At 52.4% G+C, this 11702-nt stretch carries 23 protein-coding genes and 1 tRNA gene; all 24 read right to left on the bottom strand.

Going from position 1 to position 11702, the window contains the following annotated elements:
- Nucleotides 1-359: 50S ribosomal protein L17 (gene rplQ / locus KF749_05680; protein ID MBX2990642.1), on the bottom strand; the 359-nt coding region annotated here is incomplete at its 3' end.
- A gap of 38 nt (nucleotides 360-397) precedes the next feature.
- The gene (locus KF749_05675) at nucleotides 398-1390 is read right to left on the bottom strand and encodes a DNA-directed RNA polymerase subunit alpha (GenBank protein ID MBX2990641.1); all 993 of its coding nucleotides are present in this window, start codon (nucleotides 1388-1390) and stop codon (nucleotides 398-400) included.
- A gap of 22 nt (nucleotides 1391-1412) precedes the next feature.
- Nucleotides 1413-2042: a 30S ribosomal protein S4 gene (gene rpsD / locus KF749_05670; protein ID MBX2990640.1), complete on the bottom strand. Its 630-nt coding sequence runs from the start codon at nucleotides 2040-2042 to the stop codon at nucleotides 1413-1415.
- A 47-nt stretch (nucleotides 2043-2089) separates the two neighbouring features.
- A complete protein-coding gene (gene rpsK, locus KF749_05665) occupies nucleotides 2090-2488 on the bottom strand; it encodes a 30S ribosomal protein S11 (protein MBX2990639.1) in 399 nt (132 codons plus the stop codon).
- 69 nt (nucleotides 2489-2557) lie between these two features.
- Nucleotides 2558-2941 (bottom strand): 30S ribosomal protein S13, encoded by a 384-nt coding sequence (gene rpsM / locus KF749_05660; protein MBX2990638.1) that lies wholly within the window; start codon nucleotides 2939-2941, stop codon nucleotides 2558-2560.
- Nucleotides 2942-2969: 28 nt separating this feature from the next.
- The gene (rpmJ, locus tag KF749_05655; GenBank protein MBX2990637.1) at nucleotides 2970-3083 is read right to left on the bottom strand and encodes a 50S ribosomal protein L36; all 114 of its coding nucleotides are present in this window, start codon (nucleotides 3081-3083) and stop codon (nucleotides 2970-2972) included.
- 52 nt (nucleotides 3084-3135) lie between these two features.
- Nucleotides 3136-3354, bottom strand: a complete 219-nt coding sequence (infA, locus tag KF749_05650; GenBank protein ID MBX2990636.1) for a translation initiation factor IF-1 — start codon at nucleotides 3352-3354, stop codon at nucleotides 3136-3138.
- Nucleotides 3355-3372: 18 nt separating this feature from the next.
- Nucleotides 3373-4137 carry a type I methionyl aminopeptidase gene (gene map, locus KF749_05645; GenBank protein MBX2990635.1) on the bottom strand — a complete coding sequence of 255 codons (765 nt, stop codon included), beginning with the start codon at nucleotides 4135-4137 and terminating at the stop codon, nucleotides 3373-3375.
- 15 nt (nucleotides 4138-4152) lie between these two features.
- Nucleotides 4153-5478, bottom strand: coding sequence for a preprotein translocase subunit SecY (gene secY, locus KF749_05640; protein MBX2990634.1), 1326 nt, complete (start codon nucleotides 5476-5478; stop codon nucleotides 4153-4155).
- Complete coding sequence (gene rplO / locus KF749_05635) at nucleotides 5478-5960, bottom strand: 50S ribosomal protein L15 (protein ID MBX2990633.1); 483 nt, start codon at nucleotides 5958-5960, stop codon at nucleotides 5478-5480. The genes secY and rplO overlap by 1 nt, the downstream gene beginning before the upstream one ends.
- A 34-nt stretch (nucleotides 5961-5994) precedes the next feature.
- Entirely contained in the window at nucleotides 5995-6180 is a 186-nt protein-coding gene (gene rpmD, locus KF749_05630) for a 50S ribosomal protein L30 (protein MBX2990632.1), read from the bottom strand.
- Between the two features lie 14 nt (nucleotides 6181-6194).
- Nucleotides 6195-6695: a 30S ribosomal protein S5 gene (gene rpsE / locus KF749_05625; protein ID MBX2990631.1), complete on the bottom strand. Its 501-nt coding sequence runs from the start codon at nucleotides 6693-6695 to the stop codon at nucleotides 6195-6197.
- Nucleotides 6696-6768: 73 nt separating this feature from the next.
- A tRNA-Gln gene (locus KF749_05620) sits at nucleotides 6769-6839 on the bottom strand.
- A 42-nt stretch (nucleotides 6840-6881) separates the two neighbouring features.
- Nucleotides 6882-7250, bottom strand: coding sequence for a 50S ribosomal protein L18 (gene rplR / locus KF749_05615; GenBank protein MBX2990630.1), 369 nt, complete (start codon nucleotides 7248-7250; stop codon nucleotides 6882-6884).
- Between the two features lie 22 nt (nucleotides 7251-7272).
- Nucleotides 7273-7824, bottom strand: a complete 552-nt coding sequence (gene rplF / locus KF749_05610) for a 50S ribosomal protein L6 (protein ID MBX2990629.1) — start codon at nucleotides 7822-7824, stop codon at nucleotides 7273-7275.
- 24 nt (nucleotides 7825-7848) lie between these two features.
- Nucleotides 7849-8244, bottom strand: a complete 396-nt coding sequence (gene rpsH / locus KF749_05605; protein ID MBX2990628.1) for a 30S ribosomal protein S8 — start codon at nucleotides 8242-8244, stop codon at nucleotides 7849-7851.
- 64 nt (nucleotides 8245-8308) lie between these two features.
- On the bottom strand, nucleotides 8309-8578 hold the full coding sequence (rpsN, locus tag KF749_05600; GenBank protein ID MBX2990627.1) for a 30S ribosomal protein S14: 270 nt from the start codon (nucleotides 8576-8578) through the stop codon (nucleotides 8309-8311).
- A 16-nt stretch (nucleotides 8579-8594) separates the two neighbouring features.
- Nucleotides 8595-9287 (bottom strand): 50S ribosomal protein L5, encoded by a 693-nt coding sequence (gene rplE, locus KF749_05595; GenBank protein MBX2990626.1) that lies wholly within the window; start codon nucleotides 9285-9287, stop codon nucleotides 8595-8597.
- 63 nt (nucleotides 9288-9350) lie between these two features.
- Nucleotides 9351-9674 (bottom strand): 50S ribosomal protein L24, encoded by a 324-nt coding sequence (gene rplX, locus KF749_05590; GenBank protein ID MBX2990625.1) that lies wholly within the window; start codon nucleotides 9672-9674, stop codon nucleotides 9351-9353.
- Nucleotides 9675-9684: 10 nt separating this feature from the next.
- Nucleotides 9685-10053, bottom strand: a complete 369-nt coding sequence (gene rplN, locus KF749_05585) for a 50S ribosomal protein L14 (protein MBX2990624.1) — start codon at nucleotides 10051-10053, stop codon at nucleotides 9685-9687.
- Nucleotides 10054-10077: 24 nt separating this feature from the next.
- Nucleotides 10078-10347 carry a 30S ribosomal protein S17 gene (gene rpsQ, locus KF749_05580; GenBank protein MBX2990623.1) on the bottom strand — a complete coding sequence of 90 codons (270 nt, stop codon included), beginning with the start codon at nucleotides 10345-10347 and terminating at the stop codon, nucleotides 10078-10080.
- Nucleotides 10344-10559, bottom strand: a complete 216-nt coding sequence (gene rpmC, locus KF749_05575) for a 50S ribosomal protein L29 (protein MBX2990622.1) — start codon at nucleotides 10557-10559, stop codon at nucleotides 10344-10346. The genes rpsQ and rpmC overlap by 4 nt, the downstream gene beginning before the upstream one ends.
- Before the next feature lie 25 nt (nucleotides 10560-10584).
- Nucleotides 10585-11016 carry a 50S ribosomal protein L16 gene (gene rplP, locus KF749_05570; GenBank protein ID MBX2990621.1) on the bottom strand — a complete coding sequence of 144 codons (432 nt, stop codon included), beginning with the start codon at nucleotides 11014-11016 and terminating at the stop codon, nucleotides 10585-10587.
- 13 nt (nucleotides 11017-11029) lie between these two features.
- A complete protein-coding gene (rpsC, locus tag KF749_05565; GenBank protein ID MBX2990620.1) occupies nucleotides 11030-11695 on the bottom strand; it encodes a 30S ribosomal protein S3 in 666 nt (221 codons plus the stop codon).
- Nucleotides 11696-11702 lie beyond the last annotated feature (7 nt).

Genomic DNA, 11702 nt, shown 5'->3' with positions numbered 1-11702 from the left:
GCCATCTCGGCGGCGTCGCCTCTGCGCAGCCCGAGTCGCACAATGCGCGTATATCCTCCGGCACGTGTCGCCACTTTTTCGGCTATTGTTGTGAATAATTCCTTGATCACGGATCGATCTTTTATAAGCCGCCCGACTTCACGACGGGCATGAACTCCGACCGCCGGAGCATCCTGTTTTGAGGCTGCATTCTTCGCCCGTGTGATCAACTTCTCAACCACCATGCGGGTTTCCTTTGCCTTCGCCACGGTTGTCGTGATCCGTTTGTGGCGGAGAAGAGACGTTGACAGGGATGCCAACGTAGCTCGGCGGTGACTGGCTGTGCGCTTGAGTTTACGTCCTGACTTGCGATGTCGCATAATAGCTATCCAAAAAATTCTACCTGTGAAACAGCGACTTAGTTTGTTTGAATGTCGCCGATGTATTTTGTCACATCCATTCCGAATTTCAACTGCTCGCGCTCGATGATCTCGGAGAGCTCTGCTAGCGACTTGCGTCCGAAGTTGCGGAACTTCAACAATTCCGCTTCATCGCGGCGAACAAGGTCGGCAATAGTCTTGATGTTCGCTGCCCGCAGGCAGTTATGCGATCGAACGGAAAGCTCCAACTCATCAACCGGCGTGAGCAGCACTTTACGCACGCGGGAGAATTCCGCGTCCATTTCGCTTTCCACTTTTTCCGCTTCCTGCTCCGTATCGAAGTTGATGAAAAGCTGAATGTGATCGCGCAGGATTTTTCCCGAGTACGCCATTGCATCTTCGGGGGTGATCGAGCCGTCCGTCTCTACTTCAAGAATCAACTTTTCGTAATCCGTCTGCTGGCCCACACGAGTCGGCTCAACAAGATAGCGGACGTTCTTGATCGGCGTGAAAATGGAATCAAGCGGAATAACGCCCGCCGCCTGGTCGGCGGATTTGTTCTCCTCGGCGACAACAAATCCGATACCGCGTCCGATGCGAATATCAAGCTCGAAGCCGGCTTCCGCATTCAGCGTGGCGATGTGGAGATCGGGGTTCAACACCTCGATATCGCCCGAAGCATCCTGAATATCCCGCCCTGTAAACTCGCGGGGCCCCTTTAACGGAACGATAACCCGGTTGCTTTTCCTGTTGACAAGTTTCAGACGAACTTGCTTGAGATTCAAAATCATATCCGGCAGATCTTCGACAACACCGGGAATGGTTGAGAACTCATGTTGCACGCCGTCAACGTGGATGGAGGTGATGGCATATCCGGGCAGAGATGAAAGGAGGATACGACGCATCGAATTGCCGATGGTGGTTCCGAATCCCTTCTCTAGTGGCTGTACAATAAATCGTCCGAATGTGCCGGTGCGGCTCGATTCCTCGAGCTGAATGCGCTCCGGCATCTGGATTGTTCCTGCTGTCATTGGCTACACACCTTGTTTGTGATTACTTCGAATATAACTCAACAATCAACTGCTCGTCGGCATTCAGCGGAATATCCGCCCGCTCCGGAATGTTGAGGAATATGCCGGTCATAGTTGCTTTGTCGAGACTCAGCCACGGAAGCATGGCTGTATCCTTCATTCGTTTCATCGATGCATGGAACACATCGAGTTTTCTGCTTTTTTCCCGCACCGAAATTGTATCACCCGACCTGAGCAAGTACGACGGGATATCGACCGGCTTGTTGTTCACAAGAATGTGGCCGTGCGTGATCAGCTGCCGGGAGGTTTTCCGGGACGGAGCGAGACCGAGACGATACAGAGTATTATCAAGACGGCGTTCAAGCATCTTCACCAATGTCTCGCCGGTACGCCCGGTCTGCTTCAGCGCTTTCGCAAAATAATTGCGGAATTGGGTTTCCTGCAAGCCGTACATGCGGCGGACCTTCTGCTTCTCGCGCAACTGCGTTCCGTACTCCGAAACCTTTGTACGCCGCGATTGCCCGTGCTGACCTGGCGCATAGTTCCGCCGTTCAACCGGACATTTCTCGGTGAAGCACTTTGTTCCTTTGAGGAACAGCTTCTGCTTTTCTCTTCTGCAGAGCCTGCAGTTTGAATCGATGTATCTTGCCATGAATCCTTCCTTTGATGATCAAGCCCCCCTCGCGGGGGGGTGTACACTTACACTCTGCGTCGTTTCGGAGGCCGGCATCCGTTGTGCGGAATCGGCGTGATGTCGCGGATGGCGGAGATTTCGAGTCCTGCAACTTGCAGGGCGCGAATTGCCGCTTCACGACCGGAACCCGGACCTTTCACAAACACCTCAACTTTCCGAAGTCCAAGGCCAAATGCTGTCTTCGCCGCAGCCTCTGCCGAGACCTGAGCCGCAAACGGCGTGTTCTTCCGCGAGCCCTTGAAGCCGTTCTTGCCGGCCGACGACCAACTGATGGTGTTGCCGTAGATATCGGTAATCGTCACAATGACATTGTTGAATGTGGCTTTCACGAAAACCTTGCCGCTGATATCTACCGATATTTTCTTTTTCTTTTTAACTACGTCGCCTGAAGTGGTTTTTGCCACGTCGTACTCCTTTTTGTTCGTTTAACATTCTACCAGGCGCTCAGGCCTCGCAACGATACGCTGAACAGATTACGTCTTCGCAGCGGCCTTCTTCTTGCCTGCAACTGTCTTACGCTTGCCTTTGCGCGTACGCGAGTTGGTGCGTGTCCGTTGACCGCGTACTGGCAATCCCTTGCGGTGACGCAACCCGCGGTAGCAGCCGATATCCATCAGCCGTTTGATGTTGGATTGGACTTCACCGCGCAGCGCACCTTCCACTTTATAGTCTGCGGTGATGATGCCGCGAATCTTCGCGACTTCATCGTCACTCAGATCGGCGACTTTCTTGTCGAAGCTGATACCGGCCTTGGTAAGAATATCCGCCGCGGTTGTGCTTCCGACACCGTAAATGTACTGAAGGCCGATAATCGAACGCTTCTTTTTTGGTAAATCGACGCCAGCTATACGAGCCAACTGACTCCTCCTTCAATTAGAAAACGAATTAACCCTGACGCTGCTTGTGTTTCGGGTTCTTGCAAATCACGCGCACAACGCCGTTGCGACGGATGATTTTGCAATTGATGCAAATTTTCTTGACTGATGATCGTACTTTCATACTTTACTTCTCCTTGTGCGCCGTCGCCGGTTGTCTGCGACGGTCGATACCGTCATTTATATCTGTACGTGATTCTTCCTTTTGTCAGATCATACGGCGACAGTTCGACGGTTACTTTGTCGCCGACAAGAATTTTGATGAAATTCATGCGCATCTTTCCGGAGATGTGGGCCAAAACTTCGTGCCCGTTTTCCAGACTGACTTTGAACATTGCGTTGGGCAATGTGTCCGTGATAACACCGTCAACTTTAATGGGACCTTGTTTTGCCATGCTTCAGAAGTTCCGGACTTAGCGTGTCAGAATTTCAGCTTCTCCTTTTCGTACAACAACCGTGTGTTCAAAGTGTGCCGACGGTTTTCTGTCAACCGTTCTCACCGTCCAGCCATCGGGATCGTGTTCCACTTTGTATGTTCCGGCATTAACCATCGGTTCGATGGCAAGTACCATCCCTTCCTTCAACTTCACACCCGTTCCCGGGTCACCGTAGTTTGGAATCGCCGGCTCCTCATGCAAACTCTTCCCTACGCCGTGTCCCACTAGGTCTCTCACCACCGAATACCCGTTAGCTTCGACATACTTCTGGACTGCGAACGATACATCGTGAATGTGATTTCCTGCTACCGCCTTCTCGATCCCCTTGTAGAGAGATTCCTCCGTCACCCGCATCAGTCTCTGCTTTTCCTCCGAAACCCGCCCGACGGCAAATGTTCGTGCGCTGTCGCCGTAGTAGCCGTTCTTGCGAACGCCCACGTCAATCGAAACAATCTGCCCTTCCTCCAACTTCCTGCCATTCGGAATCCCGTGTACAACCTCTTCATCTATCGAGATGCAAAGGCTTGAAGGGAACAAGTTCTTTTTGTCGCTGCCGTATCCTTTGAACGCCGGTGTACCGCCTCTCGACCGGATGAACCGTTCGGCGACTTCATCAAGTTCTTTCGCGTCGACTCCGGGCTTGATTCTCGTTCCCACCAATGCCAACACTTCCGCCACAATTTGACTGCTTTCCCGAATCAACTCGATTTCGCGCGGCGACTTTATCGGAACTTTACCCATCATGTTTTGCGCCGGTTACCGCATCCGCCCTTTCAGCTTGCCGGATTTCATAAACCCATCGTAATGCCGCATCAGGAGATGTGACTCAAGCTGTTGTAACGTGTCGAGGGCAACGCCTACCATAATCAGCAGGCTGGTGCCGCCGAAGAACTGCGCAAAACTCGGTGTCACATTGAAGCGCGACACAAACGCCGGGAGGATCGCCACAATGGCAAGAAACACTGAGCCCGGCAGCGTAATTTTTGTCAGAATGTTGTCAATATAATCCGACGTGTGTTTGCCGGGACGAATGCCCGGGATAAACCCGCCTTGCTTCTGCATGTTCTCCGCCACGTCTTTCGGATTGAACGCGATTGCCGTGTAGAAATACGTGAAGAAAATAATCATGAGTGCGTACACAACGGAATACGTAACCGAAGTGTACTGGAAGTAACTTGCCGCCTCCTGCATCCATTCACTCGTGGGGAAGAACGTCACGGCCGTCTGCGGAATAAACATAATCGACTGGGCAAAGATAATCGGCATAACGCCCGCCGTGTTGACGCGCATCGGGATGTATTGCGTAACGCCGCCATACACCTTCCGGCCGACAACCCGCTTTGCATACTGAACCGGAATTCTTCGCGTTCCCTGTGTCACGAGCACAACACCGGCAACCACGGCAACCATAAACGCAACCAGAACGGTTCCGATGATGATATTCTGGCTGACGACAAACTGATCGATGATCGAGTGCGGGAATCGGGCAATAATACCGATGAAGATGATCAACGAAATACCGTTACCGATACCGCGTTCGGTTATCTGTTCACCGAGCCACATCATGAAAATCGTGCCTGCCGTCAGGAAGATCACCGTGGAAAGAGTGAACGCAATTCCCTGCACGGCCTCCGGCACAATCGGAATACCGGCAACATTCAGGTTCAACAACCGGACGCTGACACCCCACGCCTGAAGCGCTGCTACGAGCACGGTGCCATAACGGGTCAACTGCGTAAGCTTTCGTCGTCCTTCCTCTCCTTCCTTCGAGAGTTTCTGGAAGTAGGGAACAACGGCGCCGAGCAATTGCAGGATAATAGACGCGCTGATATAAGGCATAATGCCCAATGCGAACACCGCTGCGTTCTGGAACGCGCCACCCACAAACAAATCGTACAACCCGAACAGCGTATTCTGTTCCTGATTCTTCACCGCCTGCGCGAGCAGAATCGCGTCCACGCCGGGCAATGTCACATGAGCCCCGACGCGAACAACAACAAGAATCATCGCCGTGAAAAACAGCCGCGTGCGAAGTTCCTGAATCTTGAAAACGTTACGAAAACTCTCGGCTAAATTAACCATTATTCTTTCGGAGTTGAGCTGATTGTTTGCGCCTTGCCGCCCGCCTTTTCGATTTTTTCCTGGGCGGATTTGCTGAATGCATGTGCCGTTACATCGAGCTTTGCATTGAGATCACCGTTACCAAGTACCTTTACCGGGGCGGACGATTTTTTAACGATACCGAGCTTGGAAAGCACCTGAGGAGTAATAACCCCCGACTGCAACTTTCCGTCCTGCGAAAGCTTTCCAAGCGTCTCGACATTGACGATCTGGTATTCGACCCTGAACGGACTTGTGAAACCCCGTTTGGGAACGCGCCGAACGAGCGGCATCTGACCGCCTTCGAATCCGGCAACGAAGCGTGTTCCGGAACGGGAACCTGCACCTTTGTGTCCGCGGGTGGAGGTTCCGCCATGACCCGATCCCTGGCCTCTGCCGATACGCTTGCGCCGTTTGCGCGATCCGGCTGCGGGTTTAAGATTGCTGAGAATATCCTTTGCCATTTCTATCCTTACCTTGCTTGAGCGAAAGCGGCCTTCAGTTGATTTCTTCGACCGTCACCAGATGGACAACCTTGCGAATCATGCCGCGAATTTGCGGCGAGTCGTTTTTCTCGACAGAGTAGCCCGGCCGCCCGAGACCAAGCGCTTTGATGGTACGCTTCTGCGGTTCAATTTGGTCGATGATGCTTCGCTTTTGTGTGATTTTCAGTTTCTTTGCCATTGCTTTCTACCTTATTATGCAGACTGTGCAGTCGTCTGGTTGCCGAATAGTTCCGGCAATGTAACGCCGCGTCGTGATGCAACCGATTTCGCATCTGAAAGACTGAGCAACGCAGCCATTGTTGCTTTGACCACGTTGTGCGGATTGGAGGAACCCATCGACTTCGTCAGAACGTCTCTCACGCCGGCAGATTCGAGAACAGCGCGAACGCCACCACCTGCAATCAACCCCGTACCGGGCGATGCGGGCTTCAACATCACGCGTCCCGCACCGTACTTCCCGATCACTTCGTGCGGGATTGTTCCCTTGACGATGTGAACGAGGACGACATTCTTCTTCGCATCATCCACACCTTTGGCAATTGCATCGGCTACTTCGTTCGCCTTGCCGAGGCCGATACCGACATGACCCTTACCGTCGCCAACTGCGACGATGGCGTTGAAGCTGAACCGGCGCCCGCCCTTCACAACTTTTGCAACGCGGTTGATGTGGACGAGCCTGTCCTTCAACTCCATATCACTTGCTTTAATTCGTGCCAACTTTGTTCCTTCGTTAGTGACCTTGTGAAAAACTTCTTGAGCTTTGCTGCTCTCGGGCGTGGATTCGAACCACGATTAACGGCTCCAAAGGCCGCTGTCCTGCCATTGGACGACCCGAGAATTTTTTCCGGTCGGGCGAGAGACAGCCTGCGCCCGGGCGAATCAGAACTTCAATCCGCCTGCCCGTGCGCCATCGGCCATCGCTTTCACGACGCCGTGGTACAGGTACCCGTTCCGGTCGAACACCACTTCTTTGATGTTTGCGGAGACGGCCTTCTTTGCGACAAGCTCTCCAACCTTCTTGCTGATATTCATCTGACCTTTGATACCGCTGAAATCGCCTTTCACGTCTTTAGCGATGTCGGACACCGAAACAAGCGTCTTACTTGTTGTGTCGTCGATGATCTGAGCATAGACATGCTTCGCGCTTCGAAAGATTGTCAGCCGCGGACGCTCGGGCGTTCCGGTGACACGCTTTCTGATATGCACTTTGATGCGGCTGCGATTTTCTGATTTACGTTTCGTGATCATTCTGTATCCTCAAAGACTCGGTTTATTTGCCACCGCCCGCTGCAGCAGCCTTGCCTGCCTTGCGACGAATATGCTCGCCCTCATACTTCACTCCCTTGCCCTTGTACGGCTCGGGCGGACGGAACGAGCGGATCTTCGCGGCAACCTGCCCCACCAACTGCTTGTCAATCCCCGAAATCATGATACTCGTCGGGGTGGGTGTTTCAATCTTGATCGCGTCCGGAGGACCGAACAGGATAGGATGAGAGTAGCCGAGAACGAGTTGAACCTTCTTTCCCTTCATTTCAGCTTTGTACCCGACACCGACCAGTTCAAGTTTCCGCGAGTAGCCTTCGGTAACGCCGATGATCATGTTCTGCATTAAAGCACGCCACAAACCATGCAGCGAGCGGATTTCCTTTGCTTCCGATGATCGCGTAATGAAGACCTGATTGTCCTTGATCTCAAACCCGATGTCTTCGTGTACCAGCGCAGAGAGCTCGCCCTTGGGTCCTTTCACGGACACCTGTTGCGCTGTCCGTTGCACCTTGACGCCGCTTGCGATGGGTATTGGTTTCTTGCCAACTCGTGACACGTTTCTTTCTCCTTACGTCAATATTTACCAGATCTCACAGAGTACTTCACCGCCGACTTTGGCGGCACGGGCCTGGCGATCCGTCATTAACCCTCTGGAAGTTGACAACACTGCAATGCCCAAACCTCCCAACACTCTCGGGATGCTTTCCGCGTCCGAGTACTTGCGGAGTCCCGGAGAACTGATCCGCTTCAACCCGCCGATGACCGGCTTACCGTCGTTGTATTTCAACTGAATGCGAAGGACGCCTTGCGGGCCCGTTTTGACCTCCGTAAAGGCTGCAATCATATTCTGGGCGAGCAACAACTTCGTCAACTCTCGCTTCAGGTTGGAGGCGGGAATATCGACACGTTTGTGCTTTGCCTGTAGGGCATTGCGCAATCGTGTAAGATAATCTGCAACCGGGTCTGTCATTGTCATGTGTACAACTCCTGCTTCAATGTCTTATATTCTGAACGTGCGGCTGATCATGAGTCCGGACAATCTACCAGCTCGATTTCACGACGCCGGGAATCTTTCCGTCAAGCGCCAGGTCACGGAAGGCAATCCGTGACAAGCCGAATTTTCTGAGATATCCGCGAGGCCTTCCCGACAAGGAGCAGCGGTTGTGGAGCCGTGTCGGTGCGCTATTGCGCGGCAACTTCTGCAACCCCGCGAAGTCTCCCTTCTCCTTCAATTCCCGCCTGATGGCTGCGTACTTCGCGACCATCTTCTGTCGTTTCAGTTCTCGTGCTTTTGCGCTTAGCTTTGCCATGCCGGCAATTCTCCTGTTAGGATTTTTGAGTTTCCAGAACTTCCTGTCGCTTCACAAACGGGAAGCCCATTGACTTCAATAACTCGTATGCTTCCTGGTCCGTTTTCGCCGTCGTGACGAACGTGATATCCATGCCGAAGATTTTCGAGATCTTGTCAACATCGATCTCAGGAAATACGATGTGTTCTTTCAAACCAAGTGTGTAGTTCCCGCGGCCGTCGAACGATCTGTCGTTCAGCCCGCGGAAGTCACGCATACGGGGAACCACAACCGCCACAAAGCGATCGAAGAATTCCCACATGCGTGCCCGCCGAAGCGTTACTCTGCATCCGATCGGCATTCCTTCACGCAGCTTGAAATTCGAGATGGCCTTTTTCGCCTTCGTGATGACCACCTTCTGCCCGACAATCGATTCGAGGTCACGCGCGGCAGAGTCAACCAACTTCGCATCCTGGGTTGCCTGCCCGACGCCGATATTCACCGAAATCTTCTCAAGCCGGGGAACCTGCATCACACTTTTGTACTTGAAACGCTTCATCAACGCCGGAACAACATCGTTGCGGTATGTTGTCAGTAAACGCGGAGTAACGCGTTCTTCTTTGCCTGATGAGCGCGGCGCCTTGTCCGAAGCTTGCGCTGCAGCGGCACCTTTTTCTTTTTTCTTTTCAGGTTTTGGAGCCCCGCCTTTTTTCGATTTCTCTTCAGCCATGGAACTGTACTTTCATTATTTTGGTGTGTCTGGTCTTTGTCAGACAGTTGGTTCGATATTCAATTAGAATGTTTCGCCGGTTGCCTTCGAAACACGAAGACGAGTTTTCTTGCCCGTCGTTTCATCCTTGATCAGCTTGGTGCCGACGCGTGTCGGCTCGCCCGTTTTCGGTTCGATCAACATCACATTGGAAACGTGGATGCTTGCCTCTTTCTGGACGATACCGCCCTGCGGATTTTTCTGGCTCGGACGCGAGTGCCGCTTCATGATGTTGACGCCTTCAATAATCACGCGGTTCCTGTCCGGAAATACTTTCAATACTTTGCCGGTTTTGCCTTTGGCGTTGCCGGAAATAACGGTCACGTTGTCGTTTTTGCGAATCATTATTCTTCCTCAATTACAAAACTTCGGGTGCGAGGGAAACAATCTTCATGTACTGCTTCTCGCGCAGTTCACGTGCTACGGGTCCGAAGATACGGCTCCCCCGCGGCTCGCCTGCATCGTTGATCAACACTGCGGCATTCTCATCAAAGCGGATAAATGATCCGTCTTTGCGCCGTGTTTCTTTCCGGGTTCTCACAATTACCGCCTTGGCTACTTCGCCTTTCTTTACTGTTGCACCGGGAATAGCTGATTTGACAGCAACAATCACCACATCGCCAAGTCCTGCATACCGGCGGTCGTGACCGCCCAGCACACGAATGCATCGCGCTTTCTTTGCGCCGGAATTGTCGGCCACAACGAGATTGGTTTCTTCTTGTATCATGACACTTTCTCCGTGAACAGCTGGTTACTTGGCTTTGTCGACAATTTCAACGAGGCGCCACCTCTTATGCTTGCTGAGCGGACGGGTTTCCATAATCTTCACTGTGTCGCCAATCCGTGCTTCTCTCTTTTCGTCGTGTGCCATCAGCTTCGTTGTCAGTTTGAAGTACTTTTTGTAGATCGGGTGCGGCATCTTGCGTTCGATCGACACCGTGATACTCTTGTCCATTTTGTTGCTGACCACTTTACCGACACGCGTCTTGCGACGGGTGGTCCGTTGTGTTATTTCACTCATGACTTCTTTGTCTCAGGTTGTTGTGCTTTCAACTTTCGGTTCAGAACTGTTTGCAGTCGAGCGATATCGCGCCGGACGGTTCTCACTTTGATCGGACTCTCGAGCTGGCTTGTTGCCAATTGGAACCGGAGGTGTGAGAGGTTTTCTTCCTCTTCCTGCAATCTCTTCTTCAGTTCGTCAACCGGGAGATCTTTGATTTCGAGTGCTTTCATGTCTTCTTCTCTTGGTATCCCTGTGTTAAACCGCCGAACTCGTTCCGTAATCGGGGCGTACACTGATTTTGGTTTTGATGGGCAACTTGTGCGAAGCCAACGATAACGCTTCAACGGCAACGGCCTTTGAGGTTCCGCCGACCTCAAACATGATCCGTCCCGGCTTGACAACTGCCACCCAGTATTCCGGCGCGCCTTTTCCGGAACCCATTCGTGTTTCCGCGGGCTTCTTTGTCACCGGTTTGTCGGGGAAGATGCGAATCCAGACTTTCCCTTCGCGTTTCATCATACGCGTCAACGCTACACGAGCTGCTTCAATTTGGCGCTGGGTGATCCAGCCCGGTTCGAGGGCCTTCAATCCGAAGTCACCGAAATCCACGTTCGACCCGCGGGTCGATTTCCCGCGCATTCGTCCGCGCTGCTGTTTTCGAAATTTCACTCTCTTGGGCATCAACATGACATTCTACTCCTTACTGACTTTTACGAGCGAGTGACTGCTGGGAGTCGCCTTTACCGATCACTTCGCCCTTGCAAATCCACACCTTTACACCGATGGCACCGTACACTGTTCGTGCAGTTGCTGTTGCATAATCGATGTCGGCGCGCAGTGTATGCAGAGGTATACGGCCTTCCTTGTATTGTTCGCGCCGCGCCATTTCAGCTCCTCCCAACCGACCCGACGTCATCACACGCACACCCTCGGCTCCCATTCTCATAGCAGCCGTAATACCGTTCTTCATCGCACGACGAAACGCGATACGTCCTTCAAGTTGCTGTGCAATATTTTCCGCGAGGAGATATGCATCGAGCTCGGGTCGTTTGATTTCGTTGATGAGGATTTTGACTTCTTTGTTTGTAATCTTCTTCAATTCCTCTTCCAACTGTGAGATTTCTTTTCCGCTCCGCCCGATCACAATACCGGGACGTGAGGTATTGATGGTAATGACGGCACGCTTGGGAGTCCGTTCGATCAGAATTTTTGAGATGCCCGCTTTTTTGAGACGGTTCCGAACGTAGTTGCGAATTGTTGCATCCTCCTGGATTTTTCCGGAGAACGACTTGTCATCGTACCAGTTGGAATCCCACGAGCGGATGATTCCCAATCTCAAACCAATCGGATTAACTTTCTGTCCCAATGTTCCT

The sequence above is a fragment of the Bacteroidota bacterium genome (genome assembly GCA_019637975.1).
GTDB lineage: Bacteria > Bacteroidota > Ignavibacteria > UBA10030 > UBA6906 > CAADGV01.
Note: the sequence above shows the minus strand (reverse complement) of the source record. Positions and strands in the feature narration are given on the sequence as shown.